The 21630-nt window shown below is 36.3% G+C and carries 18 protein-coding genes; 1 reads left to right on the forward strand and 17 read right to left on the reverse strand.

What is annotated here, in order from left to right; genetic code table 11:
* Nucleotides 1-11: 11 nt before the first annotated feature.
* From MKX67_RS20515 to MKX67_RS20535, 5 genes are all read right to left on the reverse strand, one after another.
* Nucleotides 12-845, reverse strand: a complete 834-nt coding sequence (locus MKX67_RS20515; protein WP_307315892.1) for an ABC transporter permease — start codon at nucleotides 843-845, stop codon at nucleotides 12-14.
* A gap of 165 nt (nucleotides 846-1010) precedes the next feature.
* The gene (locus MKX67_RS20520) at nucleotides 1011-3536 is read right to left on the reverse strand and encodes a glycosyltransferase (protein ID WP_322909722.1); all 2526 of its coding nucleotides are present in this window, start codon (nucleotides 3534-3536) and stop codon (nucleotides 1011-1013) included.
* Between the two features lie 41 nt (nucleotides 3537-3577).
* The gene (gene galU, locus MKX67_RS20525) at nucleotides 3578-4471 is read right to left on the reverse strand and encodes a UTP--glucose-1-phosphate uridylyltransferase GalU (RefSeq protein WP_251162159.1); all 894 of its coding nucleotides are present in this window, start codon (nucleotides 4469-4471) and stop codon (nucleotides 3578-3580) included.
* 165 nt (nucleotides 4472-4636) lie between these two features.
* Nucleotides 4637-5968, reverse strand: a complete 1332-nt coding sequence (locus MKX67_RS20530; protein WP_307315898.1) for a glycosyltransferase family 2 protein — start codon at nucleotides 5966-5968, stop codon at nucleotides 4637-4639.
* Between the two features lie 12 nt (nucleotides 5969-5980).
* Nucleotides 5981-8209, reverse strand: a complete 2229-nt coding sequence (locus MKX67_RS20535; protein WP_307315900.1) for a CDP-glycerol glycerophosphotransferase family protein — start codon at nucleotides 8207-8209, stop codon at nucleotides 5981-5983.
* A gap of 464 nt (nucleotides 8210-8673) precedes the next feature.
* On the opposite strand from MKX67_RS20535, the gene MKX67_RS20540 reads away from it, so the two are divergent.
* Nucleotides 8674-9153, forward strand: coding sequence for a sigma-70 family RNA polymerase sigma factor (locus tag MKX67_RS20540; protein ID WP_322909723.1), 480 nt, complete (start codon nucleotides 8674-8676; stop codon nucleotides 9151-9153).
* 23 nt (nucleotides 9154-9176) lie between these two features.
* Here the strand turns inward: MKX67_RS20540 and MKX67_RS20545 are convergent, their stop codons facing one another.
* The 12 genes from MKX67_RS20545 to pgsC all read right to left on the reverse strand — a co-directional run bounded on the left by MKX67_RS20545 (nucleotide 9177) and on the right by pgsC (nucleotide 21623).
* Nucleotides 9177-10289 (reverse strand): capsular polysaccharide biosynthesis protein, encoded by a 1113-nt coding sequence (locus MKX67_RS20545; protein ID WP_322909724.1) that lies wholly within the window; start codon nucleotides 10287-10289, stop codon nucleotides 9177-9179.
* Nucleotides 10286-12490, reverse strand: coding sequence for a hypothetical protein (locus tag MKX67_RS20550; protein WP_322909725.1), 2205 nt, complete (start codon nucleotides 12488-12490; stop codon nucleotides 10286-10288). Before MKX67_RS20550 ends, MKX67_RS20545 begins: the two co-directional genes overlap by 4 nt.
* A gap of 20 nt (nucleotides 12491-12510) precedes the next feature.
* Complete coding sequence (locus MKX67_RS20555) at nucleotides 12511-12930, reverse strand: HIT family protein (protein ID WP_095371791.1); 420 nt, start codon at nucleotides 12928-12930, stop codon at nucleotides 12511-12513.
* A gap of 12 nt (nucleotides 12931-12942) precedes the next feature.
* Nucleotides 12943-13464, reverse strand: a complete 522-nt coding sequence (locus tag MKX67_RS20560) for an HAD-IIIA family hydrolase (RefSeq protein WP_307315913.1) — start codon at nucleotides 13462-13464, stop codon at nucleotides 12943-12945.
* 11 nt (nucleotides 13465-13475) lie between these two features.
* A complete protein-coding gene (locus MKX67_RS20565) occupies nucleotides 13476-14459 on the reverse strand; it encodes a KpsF/GutQ family sugar-phosphate isomerase (protein ID WP_322909726.1) in 984 nt (327 codons plus the stop codon).
* Nucleotides 14422-15303, reverse strand: a complete 882-nt coding sequence (kdsA, locus tag MKX67_RS20570; protein ID WP_095371788.1) for a 3-deoxy-8-phosphooctulonate synthase — start codon at nucleotides 15301-15303, stop codon at nucleotides 14422-14424. Before kdsA ends, MKX67_RS20565 begins: the two co-directional genes overlap by 38 nt.
* Nucleotides 15296-16027: a 3-deoxy-manno-octulosonate cytidylyltransferase gene (gene kdsB / locus MKX67_RS20575; protein ID WP_095371787.1), complete on the reverse strand. Its 732-nt coding sequence runs from the start codon at nucleotides 16025-16027 to the stop codon at nucleotides 15296-15298. The genes kdsA and kdsB overlap by 8 nt, the downstream gene beginning before the upstream one ends.
* Nucleotides 15984-17354 carry a hypothetical protein gene (locus MKX67_RS20580; RefSeq protein ID WP_157733882.1) on the reverse strand — a complete coding sequence of 457 codons (1371 nt, stop codon included), beginning with the start codon at nucleotides 17352-17354 and terminating at the stop codon, nucleotides 15984-15986. The genes kdsB and MKX67_RS20580 overlap by 44 nt, the downstream gene beginning before the upstream one ends.
* Nucleotides 17355-18212: 858 nt before the next feature.
* Nucleotides 18213-19832 (reverse strand): gamma-glutamyltransferase, encoded by a 1620-nt coding sequence (locus tag MKX67_RS20585; RefSeq protein ID WP_095371785.1) that lies wholly within the window; start codon nucleotides 19830-19832, stop codon nucleotides 18213-18215.
* Between the two features lie 13 nt (nucleotides 19833-19845).
* Nucleotides 19846-20004, reverse strand: coding sequence for a hypothetical protein (locus tag MKX67_RS20590; protein WP_157733881.1), 159 nt, complete (start codon nucleotides 20002-20004; stop codon nucleotides 19846-19848).
* Nucleotides 20001-21155 (reverse strand): CapA family protein, encoded by a 1155-nt coding sequence (locus MKX67_RS20595; protein WP_307315929.1) that lies wholly within the window; start codon nucleotides 21153-21155, stop codon nucleotides 20001-20003. Before MKX67_RS20595 ends, MKX67_RS20590 begins: the two co-directional genes overlap by 4 nt.
* Before the next feature lie 18 nt (nucleotides 21156-21173).
* A complete protein-coding gene (pgsC, locus tag MKX67_RS20600) occupies nucleotides 21174-21623 on the reverse strand; it encodes a poly-gamma-glutamate biosynthesis protein PgsC (protein ID WP_095371783.1) in 450 nt (149 codons plus the stop codon).
* Between the last annotated feature and the right edge of the window lie 7 nt (nucleotides 21624-21630).

A 21630-nucleotide genomic window follows, 5' to 3' on the forward strand; every position in this document is an offset into this window, starting at 1 on the left:
TCACATCCATCTTATAGAAAGTCTACGAAGCGATCTCTAAATTTCACATGTAAAATCGAACCAACGACAAATAATAGTATAGTAATTCCCCAGAAATAAAGGCTATATTCCCAATTCACAAATGGATACCAATTTAGACCTAAGATTGTCGCACGATATCCTTCTGCTAAGTAATAAATCGGGTTCAGCTGCATTAATGTTGGCACAATCTCAGGCTCAAGTTCATATGGTGGCCATAAAAATGGTGATACATAGATGAGAATCCTCACTACTGATTGAATAGCCATTTGAAAATCACGTACGATTGTTGAAATAGTAGAGGTGATTAGTGATAGCGCAACCAAGAATATTAAGGTCGCTAACATCATATATGGTAATTGTATATAATATACAGAAATTGGATAACCCATAAATTGGAACATAATGAGTACAATAACTAGTAACATTAAATGTTGATAAAGCTTTGCAAAAATCACATAGGTAGGTATGACACTCATTGGGAAACTCATTTTGGATACCATCTTAATTCTCGAATAAACCGATTTCGAGCCCATTGTGATCGATTGATTAATAAAGAACCAAACGACTATGCCTGATAACATCCATGAAAAATAAGGAATAGCTCCTCCATCACCCATTTGTACATCAGGTCTACCAACTGCTTTAAATATCCCATAGCCAAACACAAACCAATAAATCGCAATTTGAATCATAGGGTTGATAATTTCCCATAGAATCCCTAAATAGTTGTTTCTGTTCGCACTTTTCATTTCATAAACAGAAAGGCGTCTAACTAAATAAAAACTTTTTATTTGTTCTTTTAAAACTGTCACTACAGAACGCATGCGTTTTTCCTTTCCGTGCCTTTAATTTTCTTTTAACAATGAATTACTCTCCCCGAGAAAATATTTTATCATTGAATGATGAAATTGTCATTTTCTGTTGCGACAGAGCAAAAATAAAAAGGGAATTAAAAGATGAATAATTCCCTTACATTGCCGATAATAATATTATAATGATTTCCCTAGTACTTTACCATAAAATTGGTTTAATGCTTCTTGATTATACTGTTCGTCATGAAATGTACTTCTCTCAGGTAAACATTTTTGTCGGTAACGCTCAACAAATTGAATTAACTTTTCAGCCAATGCTTCTTGACTGTTTTCTACTAACTCACCATAGCCTTCTTTAAGGACACTTCTAACACCTGTTACATCTGTTGCTATAATCGGTTTGCCTATAATCAATGTTTCGAGTAGAACGAGTCCTTGACCCTCATAATTTGAAGAAAGAACAAAACAATCACACTGATTAATAAGAGCAAAAGGGTTAGATAATTGTCCCACCAATATAATGCGATCATTCATTTTTAGCTTCTTAATAAGAGATTGCAATGATTCTTTAAGTGGTCCTTCCCCAACGATATAAAGCTTAATATGTTGATCATATTGGTATAAAGCCCAAAATGCATGAATTAATTTTTCATGACCCTTTTCAGGTGAAAGTCTACCAACAGTGACAAAGTTCACATCTACTTCTTCAGGAGCTATGACTCCTTGAATAGTTAACTTAACAGATTCTGCTAATTGGTCCGTAACAAGATAATTATTCCCGTTCACTTCGATATAATCATATTGATTCATCAGTGTCTTCACACGGTTACTATCAACAAGATTATTAACATATGTCATTTTTTTGTGACTATCTGGTACTAACTGCTCTAAGTTTTTCATATTCGTTTCATGTGTCGATTCTGCTACTGAGATGATTCTATCATAATATTTATAAATAGAAAAAATCACTTTTAGATTCTTTTTATGTTTAAATTTTCCTTTGATTTTCTTATTAAATTCTTCCATCATATCGTTATGAAGATAAATAGATTTATTCTTTATTCGCGAAAAGGCAAATAGGAGACTCCAAAAATCATTATAACCACCAAAATTTATTGCATGATCAAATTTCACGTCTCCAACTAACCGGCGAAACTCATTATAATATAAATGTGCTGGAAGTACCTTTTCTACAATTTGTCCACTGACACCACGATTCAAGATCCATTGATGTTTATAGCTATCAAGAACTGTTCTACCGAGAACACCAGGTCGATAAATAAAATGAACATTAGGATTAGCTCTTTTAATATTTACCCATTTTTCTTCAGAACCTTTCGGATTCTCTATGACAACCACTTCGTATTTATCATAATCAATCGCATTTAATAAGGTTAAAGCAGACATCGTTATACCATTATTATAGAAAGCTCCGCAATACATAATAATTTTCTCTTTATTTGTTTCCGTTTTAATTAAATGCTTCTGTTCTTTGTCTAATAAGATTGATAACAGTCTTGAAGCAGCCTGTCCATCATCATTATAACAAAACTGTTCTTGATATTCTTTGTACTTCTCATTATATTTCTCTTGCTCTAAGTCGATATTTTTAATATGCACAATCACTTCTTCTAATTGTTGAGTGAGTGGTCCAGGTAATTGATCAATCGGGAGGTAGAATCCTCTTTCATGACTATATTGTTCAATATCATCTCCATAAAAAATGACTGAACGCCCGGTCGGCAAGAAGTCAAAAAAGATGCTAGAATAATCAGTTATTAAAATATCGACTACTGATAGCAATAAATTTGTATCCATACCATTTGGTACACATAGATCTTGTTTTTGGTTTTCCTCAAAGTACTTAAAGGTAAAATAATGAGACTTCAGTAATACAGTATAATCACTGCCTAATTCCCTCTTTAATTGGAGGACATCCTGAAGTAGTTGCTCACTCATATCTGCCTCATTCCCTACCGTCCCCCGCCACGTTGGGGCATATAAGATCACCTTAGTTCCTTTCGTTACCCCTAATTGAGATAATAGATCCTTATTCGGAGCAGCTAGCGTTCGATCGACACGAGGATAACCAATATCAGCTACCCTTCCTGGATAGATTTCATAAATATCATGAGAAGACAATAGTTTTTCATATGTAAACTGATTAGGACTAACCAATATATCCGTTTGCAATAAATTCCGCTGGATATTCATATGATCAGTCATGCCCGCTTGTTTAATATCTCTTCCCAACGTCTTTAGAGGTGTCCCATGCCATGTATTTACATATACCTGACCTTCTCGTTTAATGAAATAATAAGGAAAGGACGTATTATTAATTAGATATTTGGCAGTAGCTAAGTATCTTAAATAAAGATCATTATCTACTGCCACAAATTTTATATTTTTTCTTTTTGGTAATGCGTCTACAAAAGAATCTTTTTCATTCACCACTATAATATGAAGAAACTGATCGAAATCAGTTCTTTTTTCAAACGCTAAAAAAATAGCTAATGGATTACACGTAAAACTCTTACCATGATATGCCTCATACAAAATCACTCGATCTTCCACTTTTAAATGATTCACATAATAATTATACTTCGCGCGAATCTTAAACCGTTCATTCTTAATATAATCACGTATAGGTTGTTTAATAAAAGGAACTTTGCGACTGAAGTATTTCATTAGATTACCTGCCAAATTGATCTGCTCCTCTTTCATTGAAAATATGCCAATTAAAATTATTTTGAGTATTCTTTATTTTTATTTGATTCTACTATATTTTCTAATATTTTCATAATATCATCTTTTAGTTCCTCATTCTGGAGTGAGAACTCTATAGTAGTTTTAATAAACCCTAATTTTTCTCCTACGTCATATCTTGTTCCCTCAAAATCATAGCAAAATACCGACTTATATTCATTCAATGCTTGAATAGCATCAGTCAATTGAATTTCCCCACCAGCACCAATTTCTTGATTTTCTAGATAACTAAAAATATCTGGAGTTAATATATATCTTCCCATAATCGCTAAATTAGAAGGGGCAGTACCTTTTAAGGGCTTTTCTACAAATTGATTGACCTCATACAATCTTCCATTATTATTGGAAGGATCGATAATACCATAACGATCTGTTTCATCATCATCTACAGTCTGGACACCTACAATTGAAGCTTCAAGTAAATCATATTGATTAATTAATTGCTTAATACACGGCACATCACTTTGTACGATATCATCACCTAATAGCACAGCAAAAGGTTCATCACCTATAAAATTCCTCGCACACCAAATCGCATGCCCAAGCCCTTTCGGTTCTTGCTGTCTTATATAATGAATATTCGCAATTTTAGAGGGGTATCTTACCCTTTCTAAAATATCTAACTTTCCTTTATCTAAGAGGTTCTTCTCTAACTCTGGAGCATAATCAAAATGATCTTCGATTGCTCTCTTTCCTTTACCGGTAACAATAATAATGTCTTCAATACCTGAGGCTACAGCCTCCTCAATTATGTACTGAATAGTCGGCTTATCAACAATAGGGAGCATTTCCTTTGGCATAGCTTTGGTAGCCGGTAAGAACCTTGTTCCTAATCCGGCTGCTGGGATAATAGCTTTTTTTATACTAGACATTGAACGACCCCTTTGCAATGGTTTTAATTTTCTAAAAATAGTATATAGAAGATAATTTACCATGTTTTTCATAATAAATATATCTAAAAAATATTTATAATCACATTTGTCTTTATAAAAAACACCTTAAACTAATAGTTTAAGGTATTTACCCTTATATAATATTTAATTTTCCAATTGCTTACTTATCAATTCTTTTTTTATAGTGCTAATTAATTTTGTTAGCAGGTTCACTTTCCGAGTTGACGTTATTTCCTCATTCTCCTTTACACATAATTCAAACTTAGAAATATACCACGGAATATCTACTATAAATTCAAAACGTTTTTGAGTTGTTGTAATCGCAAATTGTTGTACTACTAATTCTTCACTATTTTTAATAGTGCAAGGGATTAGTTTATTTTTATATTTAACAAACACTTCTCGATTAAATGAAGTACCTTCAATTTGGTAATAAAGATATTTCAGTCGTAATTTCTCAATGATAATTTTCCTAAAAGATGTAAATTTATTGACATCATATTGTTTACCATATTTAACCTTCAATAATACCTTCTTTTCTATTGTATTAAAATTTTGTTTTAAAATATATTTATCTTCTATTTTCCCCAAAAGCAACCGCATAAGGTATATAAACTCTTCCACTTCCGATTCTTCCAATACATCTAACATTTTACTGTAATTTTTTGAGATTAAAAAAAGTCTTAAGTGATAAATTATTAAATAACTCACATAAGGAAAGGAATTATTATCCATTTCAATTGATAACTTTAATAATGGCATATATGATTTTTTTAGAAGAGGGATGTACCTATCCCTCTTCTCCCAATTTATATCAACCAAAGAATTTTGTTCTTCTCTTTTCCTATAAAAATAAATACTGTTTTTTATAAGACCATATTTTTCAACAGACAGTATAAATTGATTTACAAAAAAAGCATCCTCAAAAAAACTAATATCAGATCTAAACGTCAATCCCAGATCATTCAGAACCCTCGCCTGAAGAATTGTCCCACCAATATAAAAATGTGGACTACTATATTCTCTAGTTATATCTATAACCCTATCATTTTTACTACTGAATCTATAATTTAATTTATGTTCTCCTTGTACTCTTCCAAAATACACAATAGGTGAAACAGCAATATTAACTGTAGGATTGGCGGTAAAGAACAAAAAGGCATTGTTCAAATAATCCAAACTCAACTTATCATCCGCATCAAGAAAAACTACATAATCCGTTGAAATAGGAACGCAGGACAAACCAATATTTCTAGCAACTGAAGGTCCACTGTTATTTATTTTTCTATATATTATGGTTTCTGGTAACTTTTCTAAGTATGCATGACATATTTTTTCACTATTATCCGTACTACCATCATTTATAAGAATTATGCTTATATCATTTAAAGGGTAATCTTGATTTATTACACTCTCGATAGTTGTACTTAGATACTTCCCAGAGTTATAAATAGGTATAATTACTGAGAATTTCATCATATTTCCTTTCTATTCCTTACTATTCATTAACTTTTGTATAAAGTTTTCTAACATTAAGTTGGAGTTTTCCGTATATATATTTGCTAAAACTGATTTAACTTTCTCATAAGTCACATTCGGATATTCTAAATTTAAGATAGTTATTTTATTCGCTAGTGTTTCAACATCTGTGGAATTAAATTCCAATAATTGCTCGTTAATATCTGAGTAAACTCCTCTTGCCTTTTCATACTGCTCAAAATCATTTATATATAATAAGAATTTCTTATTAATTGCTAGACCATCAAATATAATTGAAGAATAGTCACTTATTATTATGTCAGAAATCAATATAAGTTCTTGAACGTCAATACTTGAAGATGGATTAATAACCTGACTATTTACTTCCTTACTTCCCAAACTCATACTATGATCTTTATCAATTACTACGTAATCATCGTTTAGTTTTTCTAAAAGATTATTTAAATCCAATTTATACTTATTATCAGGTCTATGGGATTTAAAATTATAATCTCTCCATGTTGGAACATATAAAATAACCTTTTTCCCAATTGGTATATTCAAACCTTTTTTAATTGATTCAATTAGTTCTGTGTTTTCTTGATTTGATTTTAGCCATTGAACGCGAGGGTAACCAAAGTTTAATATTTTCTCTTTCGGAATAACAAAGGCAGATATAAACTTTTCAGATGCTTTAGGGGAATCAGATAGTAGAAAATCCCACCTCATAATATCTCTTTGTTTCTGCTTTTTATGGTTCCTGTTATATTTTGATATATACATTTCATGACTATCAAATAATAATTTTTTATAGGGTGTCCCATGCCACATCTGAAGCCAGTATGCACCTTGTCTTTTTTTAAAATCTAGAGGTAACCAACTTTCTCCAATTACAATCTTTGAGGTTGCTAATTTTTCATAGAATTTCATTGACCTAGGAGTAATTCTGAATTCAGAAGGAACCCTATTGTCTTTTGTAACGAAATGAATCTCAAATTGAGATTTCCTTTCCTGTAAGTATTCAAAAAAGTATCTTGAGTTGCCTATATATCTATAATCAAAGCCCAAAAACAATATAGAATTCTCTTTAATCGCTCTATTATTAAACGACTCAATTTTTTTAAGCTTTTGATGTTTTTTCTTGTTTTTATAATAATTAGTATTTCGAATAAAATCAGTCAGCTTATTATATTTAATCTTATTTTTATATTTTTTTGCAATTTTAAAAATAGGTACTAATTTCCCTTTAGACTGTAGCCAATCCACAAATAAAATTCTATTAACCTTACTTCGCTGAACATACCTTCTTCGGAATAATAAATGGTTTAAAGGTATAATATTTAAGGGGACATAGTAATGTTTGTTTTTCGTATTTAAAATGGAGATAACTTTTTTTAAAGTCTTTCTTTTATAACCAATCGGAGCCCTCTTTTTAGCATAGTAAATAGATTTTTGTATTAAATGTTTATACACCTGATAATATGAACTTTTCCCTCTTGGATTAAACAACTTTATACTATTTTCAACTGCTTTTAAATACGAAGTTATATGGTCTGTCCCCATAGTATTAGTTTTTGTAGTCGAATGTTCATTTACACGTACCCAATACAAAGGATTAGAGATTATTGCAATCGCATTGGCTTTTTGTGCAACATCAAGGTAAAATTCAAAATCTTCATAAATATACCCCTCTCCATACCTTATATTATTATTTATCAAAAACTCTTTTAAATATAATTTATTAACACTAAAATAAGTTGGTGCCTCATATAATTGTTCACAATCAATGTTATATAATGCTTGTTTATTTAAGAAAAGATCATTATTAACATATACAAGTCCTTTATCCTCATAATAATAAGCCCAATCACATAAAACAAAATCATAAGAACCCTCAATTGCTTTATCAAACATTTTCTCAAAACAACTAGAGTCTAAAATATCATCCCCATCTAAAAAGAATATATATTTCCCGTTCGACTCCTCAATACCTCTATTACGAGCAGTACCTTGTCTCATGTTTTTTTCTTGATAGATAGTTTTAATACTAAAACTTTTTGCATCATTAACTCTTTTAAACTCCTCAATAAGTTCATGAGTTTTATCAGTTGAACAATCGTCTATAATTATTACTTCAACACTACCCTTGAAACTCTGCTTCTTTACAGAATTTAAAGCTTCATCTATATAAAGCTCTACATTATATGTAGGTATAATTACGGATATATCAAATTCCATCTTGTTTCCCCTCTCAAAGCTAGTTAAAAGAACTTATATAATATAAAACATTGTAAAGTAAATTCCAATATTATAAAAGAGTAGATAAAATAACATTTTCCTATTTTAGAATAAATACTTTGTCAAATCACAGAACACCAAAACTATTATATCAGTAAAATAGGACCACACAATACCACTATTATCCTTCTTCATTGAAAATATCATATTATAAATGGTTATATCAGGAAGATTTCACTAGATCGACCAGTAAAACAAGTATTAAAATTACTTATTTGTATTTAGTAATTAAACAGTGCAAAATATCTAATTTTTAGTTAATTTTTTTGTTTTTCTTAGAAATACATAACTTTTCCCGGCAATAAATATAGTTTTTTTATTTTGTCAATGTTCTATGTAATTCATTAAACTACCCCTACCTAGGAAAAAACCGGTAAGCGCGCTTCCTTTAAGGATGAGAGAGAGTGCAGGAGTTTGAGGTTGTGCTTAAGTCGTATGAGCCAATGATTTTTAAGATTATGAGGAGTTTGGGGATTTATCGGGAGAAAGAGGAATATTATCAGGTGGGTGTGATTGCTTTGTGGGAGGCTTGGGAGCGATATGATGAAGGGTTGGGAAAGCCTTTTATTAGTTATGCTTATGCTTGTGTGAGGGGGAAATTGTTGAATGAGTTGAAGCGGTCGATTAACTACGCAGAGCGGTGGGTAGTGACTGAGGAAGAGTTTTGGTTATTGGTGGCTGGTGATGAAACGAGTGATGATTCTTCTGTTGAGTTTGAGTTTTTACGGGTTTGTCGAGGATGTTTGACGGAGAAGCAGTTTAAGTGGGTATGGTATACACTCATGTATGATCACTCGATTCGAGAGATTGCCATTAAAGAGGGGGTGTCTATTTCTGCTGTGAAGCAGTGGCGGGAAGGAGCACGGAGATCCTTAAGGAAGTAGATGGGGCGAGAAGGAACGCGCCATTAAGTGTGAACGGGAGCATTCCTCTCTTCATTAATTAATTGGATTGTCTCTTCAAGAGTGATAGGTTCTTTGGTATTTGGGTTCATATATTTGGGATAAAGTAAATAGGCGGCAGCGAATACTTCTACAAGTGTGCGTTGCCTTCTTCTTCTGGCTACCATTTGACGATCATCTGTTAAGCCCCAGTTGGAGTAAAAAGGGGCTCCGACTGTTGTAACGGGAATGCCTCGCATGAGTGCTTCGAAACCGGATAAAGAAGTAATAGTATAAACATGGTCAACGGTTTTTAGTGAATCATGCAAGCTAATTGGTTCGCTGACAATCTGTGCTAGATGTGTGACGTCTTTTGGATTGGATTGCAGCGGTCTTTTACCAGATAATACGTCAGGATGCGGCTTATATATAATTTGTGCATGAGGATTTTCCTCCCGAGCTAAGCGGACCAAGTCATTGTTTGTCCAACGTGTAGCTGCTCCCATCAAAATCGAAGCGTCATCTTCTACTTGTCCAATGACTAGTATCCGCTTGTTCGCTTTCCTGCCGTAGACTACATTCACATCTTTTGTTGAAAGATGGTTATATTTACTTAAGCCGTTTTCTTTTATTTCTTCTATGATGCGCGCTGCCCGATCTAAGATATCTTGGTCAAAATGATGATGATTCAGTAAGTGCTCTAAGTCACTTGGTTGTGTACTATCATAATAAATACCTGTCTTGTCTATGCATAAGGAGTATGGCAATGTATGCAGCGCCCCTAAACCAACAGAGCGGACAAAGCCATCCTCCACACGATATATGGGAACTTGATAGGCTTCAGCTATATCTTCTAGCTGTACATTTTGTTTAGATCCCCATATTAAAAACACTTTTTCCCTGTTTACACGGAGCAACCTGTGTAAAAAAACAGTAGTAAAAGTATGGGGGATAAAAATAATCTCATATTCACGAAAAAATTCCTTCACACACTCTTGTTTCCAATGGGAAAAGTAAAATGCTAGCGCAATCGGTTTTGTTCCACTATTCCTTTTCACTTGGCGAACACTTTGTGAATATTTTCGTAGCTCTTTTACTTTCCTAACACCTTTCTTTGCTAATACTCTCCATTTTTTCACTGTAGGACACCTTCTACGATGTAGGATTTGAGCATATCCTTGTCTTCACTGTTGCCTGAGTATAGAATTTGTTCCTCGGCTATTTTTTCTCCTGTTTGTTGAACGATCCAGAAGAGTAATAATTCACGATCGCTTGGTTTTCTGCCAAGTTGATTGACTAACTCACGATACAAACCTTGTGGGTAAGACTCTAGCTTCACACCTCGTTCTATCAATGTACGCATATAATCTGAGCCATGGGGATAGCGATGAATAAGGCCCGGCTCATTACATAATAATAATTCCACCTGTGATAAGTTGACCTGCTCATGCAATTCGGGATGAATGGCACTAAATATAACGAATGAACGGTTCCGATCAACCAATGGAAAGGTTGGTTTTGTGACAAAGATGAGGGTATCAAATTTTTGGCAGAAATGATGCAGTGCCTCTTGTGATGTCGCTTCTAGTACAATACCTATCTTTTTTTGAGTGGTCAGCAGTTGTTGAAACTGACCTTCTGATTGGATCAATTGATTGACAACCACTTTTTCACTATAAGTAGAGGCGTTTAGTTGATCAAAATCAAAATTGACTGCCAAAGAAAGATAAGGTACCTCTATTGGTTCTATTTGCTTCTCCCGTAAAAGCCGTTTCGCCTTATAGGGATGACCGCAATGATTAAGGATAGCTGCAAACTGCATAATATCTTCTTTAGAAAAATCTACATCCAACATTTTTAATGTCTCTTCTGTTGCTTGTAATAACCTATCTGATGGGCCTTCAATTTTCCATAGTAATCTAATTAAAGCAAGCATTTGTCGCTTAGATTTTTTTTCTACTTTTAATAAGGAGGAAAGTGCTGCTTGATAATGCCCAAGACCGGCATAAGCAATGCCCTTTTCACAATATAGAGAGTCAGGTAAGCTGTTCTGTCGCTGCTTTTCTTCTATTAGCCGCAAGGATTTTTCGTATTGTCTCGCATCATTTAGGAGTTCAATATACACTTGCTCTCTTCCAGGTTGATAAACTAAATTTAATGCTTGTTTATATAATTGTTCAGCTTCAGAAAAGGCAAGTGCTTGTCTTTTCTTATCACCCTCTAGCTCCATATTTTCTGCACGTTGTCTAATTAAGATTTTCATTGCTTCTTCTAGTTGAATATGTTCACCGGTATCTGGGTTCATATACCGCGGATACACAAGATAGCTGATTGCAAATAACTCGTCAATCGTACGTTTCCGTTGCCTTCTAGCGTTGGGCTGCCTATCTGTTGTTAGGCCCCATCCTGCATAAAATGGCGATCCGTAACAGGTAACTGGTATACCGCGAATAAGGGCCTCGAAGCCAACGAGAGAAGTCATCGTGTATACATGATCAATCGTCTGGAGTGCATCAACGATACCAAGCGATTCAGTTACAACTTTCGCCACATCGGTCACATCCATTGGATTAGAAAATGCTTTACGATATCCGCCGAGAACATCAGGATGGGGCTTATAAATGATTTCACATTCTGGATGCTCTTTTGCAGCTGCACGAACGAGATCATTATTGGTCATTTTCGCTTCTAGTCCATATTGGATCGATGCGTCATCTTCTACTTGCCCTATGACTAAAATTCTCTTTGACTTTTTCTCACCATAAATCTTATTGATATCAGTTTGCGCCGTATGGTTATATTTTGATACGCCCTGCTGAATAAGCTGTAGCCGACATTCTCTTGCACGCTGCAACATTTCTGCCGATACTTCGTAAGTATTTAATAATTCTTCTAAATCTGATGGCTGCCGAGCATTGAAATAAAGGGTCTTCGAATCAACAGCGATGGATAGAGGAAACGTATGGGCTGCACCTAAGCCTACTGAGCGGACAAAACCATCTTCCACACGAAGGACTTTAATACCTTTCTTAGCTGCATAAGCTGTTAGTCCTTCAGGTTCTTTGAATCCCCAGACGATAAACACTACCTGAGAAGCCTTATTGATGAAAGGTTGCAATCTTTTTAAATCCCCTTGACCAAAAACAAACGCGGTGCGATATTCTGAGAAAAATTTGCTGCTATGTTCCCTTTTCCAAGGATTAAAGCCAAACATAAAGGCGACAGGCACTGCCTCACTTTTGCTCCAATTCTCTCCCATTTCAATAAATGGCTTTTGTTCGTTCCCTTTTTTCAGTGAAAGTTGTTTTAAACCTTTTTTTATTGTTTTTTTCCAACCCATACGTACAATACCTCCTTCCTTTATACTTGTACGAAATGTGTTTTCAGCCCTTTGACCCAATCCATTTCCTTTAGGGATACGGATGGGGCTCCTCCAATGACTTCAGAAATAAATGGCAGCCCCCGCTTAGCACTACCTTTTAGTCGTGGGATAAGATGAAAATGAAGATGCCGTACAAGCTCATTCATTGAAGTCATATATAAACGTTCACTGCCAATTACTTCTTTCAATGCGATCTCAACCACTTTGACGATATGAAAAAAATCATGCTGTTCTGCCTCGTTTAAATCGTGCCAATGTTCAATATGTCTCTTCGTTTCCAAGTGTAAATAGCCTAATGCAGTTCTTGATTCAACCGCAACAAGCATCCACCGATCATTACTGTAAATTACTTCACGCTTATGAGTGAACTGTTTTTCACAAATTGCACAGCTATTCAAGAGAAACACTCCTTACTGTCTGACCGCCTGTTGGTTAAGAAAATCCTTTACAAGTGCCGTGTAATCAAAACTTTGACGAAGAATGGATTCTATAATCTCCCGCACTGCGCCATTACCGCCCATCCGTTCCGCAACGATTTCCGCTTCTTGCTTCACTTCCTCAATCGCGTTTGCTGGACATGCAGCTAACCCGACCATATTCATTGCTTCTATATCATTGAGATCATCACCGATATAACACATTTGATTCACATCAATATCTATTTCTCCCGCTAATTGTAAAAGGGCGGATACTTTATCTTTCACACCTTGCTGCACATAGTTGATGTTCAGTTCCGCTGCTCGTTTCTCAACTGCCGCAGATCGTCTGCCTGTAATAATCGCAACCTCTATCCCAACAAACTTCGCTAGGCTAATTCCCATGCCATCATGTACATGAAATGCCTTTACTTCTTCACCACTGCTTGATAACAAGAGTTTGCCATCGGTTAACACACCATCAACATCTAACACGATTAAGCGAATATTCTTCATCAGTGTGCCTCCTACAACCCAAGATGCATAAGGTCATGAATATGAATCATACCAGTGGGCTCATGTTTTTCATTGACTATCGGCAGCACATTTACTTTATGCTGCTCCATTAATGTCTTCGCTTCAGAAGCAAGGTGATTTTCTGATAGGAAATATGGTTGTGGATTACAATATTGAAGGACTTGTTCTTCAAGTATTGTATTTGTCACCGCAAATGCTCTTCGAATATCACCATCTGTTAAAATCCCGAATAATTCATTTTTCTCTGTGACTACACTAATCGCGCCCATTCCTTGTAAAGTCATAGAGAATAGTGCTTCTTGAACGGTTGCATGTGTTGCAATAATCGGGTTTTTGCGGGTATTAGCGACCACATCAGCTGTTTTAAGTAATAATCTTCTACCTAATGAGCCTGCCGGATGAAAGACTGCAAAATCTTCTGGCTGAAAGTTTCTTGCTTCTAGTAAGGCAATGGCTAAGGCGTCTCCTAAAGCTAAAGTAACCGTCGTGCTTGTTGTAGGAGCTAAACCATGTGGGCAGGCTTCTACTACATTACCTATACAAAGGACGATCTCTGACTTTCTAGCCAATGTTGATAATGGGTTTTTCACAATACTAATCATTTTTGCACCGATTCTTTTTATGGACGGGATGAGCTGTAATACTTCTTCCGATTCCCCACTATTTGATATCGCTATCACTACATCCTTTGCCGTAACCATCCCTAAATCTCCATGCAACCCTTCCGATGGATGAAGGAAAATAGAAGGTGTACCTGTACTCGCCATAGTAGCATTGATTTTTCTGGCAATTATGCCTGATTTGCCTATGCCTGTAATAACCACTCTTCCTTCACATTGGAGAATCATGGCAATCGCTTCATTGATATGTGGACCGACTTGATCTTTTAACTGCATAATAGCTGTTGCTTCTTTTTCCAAGACAGAAATTACGTGATTAGTATAATCCAGCTGGTTCGTTTTCATATTCAGCATGCTCATTCCCTCCTGCATAGGATGACGCTTTTAATAAACAATCCATAGCTACAATCGGTTTTAATATTTGTTCTACATCACTTAATTTCACCATATTCGGTCCATCAGATAACGCTTTTTCAGGGTTAGGGTGAACCTCCATAAAAATAGCGTCGACACCAACTGCTGCTGCGGCACGAGATAAGTAAGGAACAAATTCACGCTTCCCTCCTGTACTTGTACCATTGCCTCCTGGGATTTGCACACTATGTGTGGCATCAAATACAACTGGTGCCATTTCTCTCATCATTGGTAATGAACGCATATCCACAACTAAATTGTTATAGCCAAATGTTGAGCCTCTTTCTGTAAGTAATATTCGGTCATTGCCTGCTTCCTTTAACTTTGTCACAACATTGTTCATGTCAGTAGGAGAGAGGAATTGACCTTTTTTTACATTGATAACTTTTCCTGTTTTCGCTGCAGCAGTAAGCAGGTCTGTTTGTCTACAAAGAAAGGCTGGGATTTGGATAATATCCAGTACTTGACTAGCTAAAGCCGCTTGGCTAGGCTCATGAATATCTGATAACACAGGAATGCGAAAGGCATCCTTCACATTTGCTAACATGTTTAATCCCGCTTGAAGTCCAGGCCCTCTTTCGGAAAAAATAGAAGATCGATTCGCTTTATCAAATGACCCTTTGAAGATAAATGGAATGCCTAAATGAGAGGTAATTTCTTTTAATCTTGCCGCTGTCTCCATCACTACTTCTTTGCTTTCTAACATACATGGTCCGGCAATTAATACAAAAGGACGCTCACCGCCAAATACGATTTCATCATTTAATCTGACTGTTTTAGACATACTGTTTTCCCCCTAGAATCTCTTCTATTTTTTGAATATCTTCCTTTGTGTCTACACCGTGGAACGGGTCATCTGTTGCAATCATTTTAATCAGGATATTATTTTCTATCAGTCTTAGTTGCTCAAGCATTTCTGCTTGTTCAAGCGGTGTTTGTGGGAGCATAACGAATCTCATTAATATTTCACGTGGATAACCATAGACACCAATATGTTTAAAATAATCGGTTTTCTCGCCTCTTTGAAAAGGAATCGGTGCTCTCGAAAAGTAGAGTGCCTCATTTTGCTCATTTGTAACGACTTTTACCACATTTGGGTCCGTGATATCTTCAGGGCGATTAATTTTTTTCATAGCGGTGATTACAGCCCTATTTTGCTGTTTTCGAGAGGTACGAACCATCTCATTAATTAGTGTAGGCTGGATGAGGGGCTCATCTCCTTGAATATTAATGAAAAAGTCACCTTCTATATTGGATGCTACTTCAGCCATACGGTCAGAGCCCGTTTCATGGGCGGCGCTTGTTAATATCGCCTCACCCCCGATTGATTCTACTACTCTCTTAATTTCTTCATGATCAGTAGCGACAATGACGCGTTCTAATTCTTCCGATTGGCACACTTGGCGATATACCCGTTCAATCATTGGTACACCAGCAATAAGTGCAAGTGGTTTACCTGGGAATCTAGTCGATGCGTACCTTGCGGGAATGATTCCAATCGCTTTCATCCAATACACCTCTCTCATAATCTTCTAATCTATTCGCTAAATTCTTTGCTGTTTGTTTATTAGGTCGATTGAGCACACCTTCCGTTTGGTAATGAAATCGTAAATAATAGAGAAATTTTTCAATTTTATCTATAGATAAAGGCGTCGATAATGACTTTTGCAAACTTTGATATAAAAGATCTGGATGCGGACATCTTTCCACTAGTGGGTCAATATTGTATAAGGCATCTCCTAATGTAATCACCTTTTTGTAATGAGCAAGCGCTTCTATTCCGACTGTTGAATTGACCGTCACCACAGCTAAGCTAGCCTTCAAAAGCTTGTCCATCCTATATTTTTGCACAAATTGTACATTTGTATATTTGTTCTTTAATGATTGATAGTTTTGTCTTGATAAGTCTTCAGGATGTTCCTTTACAATGACTTTGATTTGCCTGTGATACGTCTGGTTATATTGTTCCACCGCTTTTAAAGTAATTTCTAGTAATTGCTCCATTGATTGAATATGTGGTGAATGATAAAAAATTTGCGTATCACGAGACACTTGAAACGGGAGAAAGATATATTCACCCCGCAAGTCAACCTCATCTTCCTTTCTTCGGCTATACCATTTCTTATGAACGAAATATTTGAGTCCTTGCCAGAAATTAATATGAGCAAAATAGTTTGGGTGGATACGCAAAAGTGACCCTGCCATTGATAATAGTTTTGCTGAAGCAACCTTCACTAGATTTTCCCTTTTTAGTTGCTTCAGTGATTCTTCCTCCGGGCGAAACATAAATTTCATCAGACGCGGACGGTCGACCTCCATATCCTGATAGAAGGAGAAGTCTCTCGGGACGCTTGAACAGGCATTAATCCCATTCGGGTCACACGTAATCGTATACGGCCTGAACAACCCATCTTCAAAGAAATACGTCCGCAAACCCTTCTTCTTTGCTAAATAACGGCATATTTGGTCAATCCAGTGATAGCCATTAAACAAGCAAATTACTTCTATGTTGTACTTATCAAGCAGGTGATCTAGTGCTGCCATGTACCGCTTATACATCCTAAGCTCACTTAGCGGAATTTCCTTTTGCAGTACCCTTTTTGTAAAAGTAATATTATATATCTGTAGATCCATTAACTCCTTGTCACTAATCGGGTATTCCTCTTTCGCCACATGATTAGGTAAAAAAACGGTCGGAATGGTCGTTTTCATTAGTAACTCATTTAATTCAAGCTGGATTAAATGAACTTGATGACCTTTTCGCTCCAACTCAGCCCCAATATCATGAAAAAGCCTCTTATTGCGGTTGCCTCGAATAAACATGAAATGAGCCATTAGCATCCTCCAAATTCATCGGCTGTATTTAACGCTTTATTTGCCTAGAGTGTATCATGACAATCGCCGAAAAATGATGGATTTACCGATTATTTACAAACCATTTAATAGATATTTACATTTGTTAGAAAATTTTCATAATAGTTAATGGAGGGTTTACAATTTAGGGGAAGTCTTTTCAATAGAGGAGCTAGCTTTAGATTTTCTTTTACAATAATCTCCGCTTCGATGATACGTTATTGAATACTTAGTTTAGTTAAACAAATTGTTTTAAGTGTAAACCTCAAACTAATGGTGTAGATTTTGATATTTCCTACTCTAAGAAAGCAATCATTCTTGGTGTATATTCTATAGATAAACACAAACTTCATCTGTGTTTTTTGTAACTTGTGTAGTTAGGAAGAATGTACTCCTTCTTATAGTTGTAATCTCGATTCGCTCACACCACTCGCCGGTTTTTTCTCTTCTTATGTTCGTATTCCCAGTTTGCCAACACCACTTGCCGATTGTTCCTCTTCTTATGTTCGTATTTTCGGTTTCCTAACACTTCTATGGATTTTCACACTTCATGTATCTGAATATTATTTTTTCCCCTTCTTCGTTACTTCTAAGTGTAATCAACTTGCACACAATTCTTTGCTACGTTCTTGGATTTCCCCCACACCATCTACTTCCCTTAAATCTGATTGACCTACTATTAAACATCCTTCCAATTTAGCAACCCCCTCTCCTCATAAAGTTAATAGCACTCACACAGTTTTACTCATGCAACTATTTTCACCCGAAACCCTTCAGATATCGGAGTCATTCAGCAAAAAAAGGCATTCAATCAAACGTTTGATTGAATGCCTTTTTCATTTATTCAGCTTTCTTCCATTCTCCTATTCTACGAGGATCTGCAGCTCCATCTAATGTACGGTCATTTAGTTGTAGGGATAAGGCATTGACACTGCCGAAGTAAGTGGCGTTGTCATTGATTTTCACTTTATAGCCTTTACTTTGTAGTTCGTTATAGGTTTCCCGTTTGAAGCCTGGTTCAATTTCAATTTTATCGTCTTCTAAATAGAAGCGTGGTCGCTCCACAGCTTGTTGTAAACTATAACCATACACAAGATGATAGAGAATGGATTCGGTGACCACTGCAGGAATTCTTCTTCCTCCAGGTGAGCCTATGCCGATAACTTCTTTATCATTTGCTAGAATCGTTGGCGAGATAAAGCTTCTTGGCCGTTTACCTGGTTCAAACACATTCGGACTTTTTTCATTTTCACTGTAATTCGTGAGTGCGTTATTCAGGAAGAACCCTTCCTCCATATACTCTCCTGTTCCAAAGAAGTTCCCTAATGAATTCGTTGTTGATACCATCATACCGTTATCATCTACGACAACAAAATGAGTGGTATGCCCATAATCTTTACGCTCTGCCTCTGAATCATTTAATCGGGCACTTTTGAAAATATCCTTATGCTCCTCCACCAACTCATCAGTAAACTCTTTACTCATTGATTTTTCCAAATCAAGATCGGTATAATCCATATCCCCTATTTGTGATAATCTCTGCTCGTAGGCAATTTTACTAATTTCTCCGAAAGAGGCGACAAATGAAGGTTCATCTTCCCATTCTTGTTCTTCTAATACTTTCTCTGCCATCTGCAATGATTGAATGACGGTCAGCCCTGAGTATGGGGGGGCAGATGAAAAAACATCATAGCCCATAAACTCTCCCTGCACTGCTTTCATTTTTTGTGAAGTATACTTACTAAAATCACTGCGGTCAAAAGAGTCATGTTGCTCAGCGAATGATTCTGCCATCTCACCTCGGTAAAATGCTGCCGCACCGCCATCACGGATGTTTTTAAGCGTCTGAGCAAGAGCTGGTTGTACGAGACGATCACCTGGTTCTATCGGCTCCCCATCAATAATAAAAGGTGAATCTTCATCCTCGTCTATCCGATTTTTTAGCGCTACCTTAAAGCGATACGATAAATCCTCATCTACCTCGAAGCCGTCTGCAGCTAGTGGGATCACTTTATCCATAATCTTCTTAAACGACATACTTCCTTCAGCCTCATGAATATCTTCCATTCCCTTTACAAATCCAGGAATGCCTGAATCTGATTCTACTTCCTCCGAAGAGAGCGGAGCCATTTCTCTATATTGCTGAACGAATGGCTTTGCGCCTTCTTGATATACAAGTGTCTCCCCGCCACCGCCAAGGCCAGAGCCATATGGTTCGACAACGGCTAATGCATAAGACACAGCAACAGCTGCATCAACTGCATTACCCCCTTCGTTTAATACTTCCATTCCTACCTTTACAGCTAACGGGTGGCTTGCACTTACCCCATATTCACCGCTCTCTGTTCCTATCATCGGGAGGCTCACCTCTTCTTCACCCTTTCCATCAAATACCCGCAGAAGAACAATCACAATGAGAATAACGACCAGCAATCCTAGCAGTATAAGTTTTTTCTTCATTGTTCCTCCTTCTTTAATCTTGGTTTTCTTGCACCTTCACCTTCAATAACTCGATTTGTATTTCTTGTTCCTCTTTTTCTGTTAGCGTATCTGTTTGACTGAAGCCAACGATAAAAAGGAATAAACTGGCTACAAATAAATAAGGCAATAAACGTGTGAAGAACTTCTTCATTCTTCTCCCTCCCTTTGTTTAACCGTAAACGTTAATTTATCATCAACTGTCGCGTGATCCACATCCAAGTCTCTCGTTAATTGTCGGATAATTGACTGCTGTGAGAGCTTGTCCCAGTTTGATAGAGGGGCCGGTGTAGCTTCTCGTATTTTCATAGGGGTAATTTCGAAATTCGTTTCCCCTGTAGGCATGAGATGAAATTGTACGAGTGCTGTTTCTCTCGTTCTTGACCAGCCTTGGTCGAAAATAAAGTTACCCAAGCTATAAAAAATAACTGTGTCATCATAGACCTCAATCGACTCTAATACATGGGGGTGGTGTCCAATAACTAAATCGGCTCCAGCATCTGCTAACGCTCTTCCCAACTCTTTTTGTCGATCACTCGCTCGACTATTATATTCACGTCCCCAATGGGCATGGACAATCACGTAATCTGCTTTTTTCTTTGCCTCTGCGGTTAATGGGATAAAAGTGGCTGGATCAAAATCTAATATGCCGGCTTGTTTTTCTCCTGCCTTCGTTTCTTCAGAACTTATGTCGGAAAAACTAAGTGTGGCAATCGTTAATCCATTGATTTCCTGATAAGAAATACGATTACTAGCATCGGTACTATTTGTCCCAGCGCCAACGGCATCGATTCCTTGTTCATGAAAGGTATCAAGGGTATCAATCATTCCCTGTTCTCCGTAATCCATCATATGGTTATTCGCCATGGCCATCGTTTTAAATCCAGCATCCTTCATCGCCGCAACCGATTCACGATTGGCTTGCAATGTAATCTCTTTGTTTTCCATCGGTTCGAGCTCTCTGTCGCTTGCTACATTTTCAAAATTCCCTGTCGCATAGTCCGCTTGATTAAACAAAGGCTGAACATAACGGAATAAATAGTCATAGCCATAACGGTTTGTTACTTCTTCCACATGTCTCCCTACCATCACATCTCCAACAGCCACGCCCGTTACTTGCGCATTCTCTTCTGGCTCAGCATCTGCATCCGTACGAATATCAAAACTATAGATAATAGCAAATGCGACTATTAACACCGGAAAAAGAATCATGATATGCACAGGAATACGCCTTTTCTGCTTCTTTAAGAAACGAAGAAGTTGTTCATGAAAATTAAGCTTCCTAGGTTTCTTTTTATGTTCCATTGTGGTCTTCTCTCTCCTTTAAAATAGGTAATACACGTACATAATGCCAAATGTGGCAGCGGATAAAAGCAGTGTGCTACCTAATGTAATGGTAACTCCTTGTTTTTGAATCGTATTTGCAATCAATCCTGGTACAATAACCCCCAGCCCTCTAAATTCATTAATCTCAAACGGTAATATCGGGTAAAAATAATCTAATATCAATTTGAGACATATCCCGGTAATCAGCATCGCAGCAAACTTGCGACGTCCGTATAAAATAACGACCTTTGATACACCGTATTTTACAATCACATAAGTTAATAAACTGACGAGCAAAATAATTAAAACAAAGATTGGCTGGTCTAATACAAGAGCCAGATAACCTGGCACGACTAACCCAGCAGGCATAATCCCAAATTTCTCAGCAAATAAGAGACTGAGTAGGACGCCTAGAATAAGAGATATGTATAAATCATCACCAAACATGGAAAAC

The organism is Cytobacillus sp. FSL W7-1323 (assembly GCF_038595015.1).
GTDB lineage: Bacteria > Bacillota > Bacilli > Bacillales > Cytobacillaceae > Cytobacillus > Cytobacillus kochii.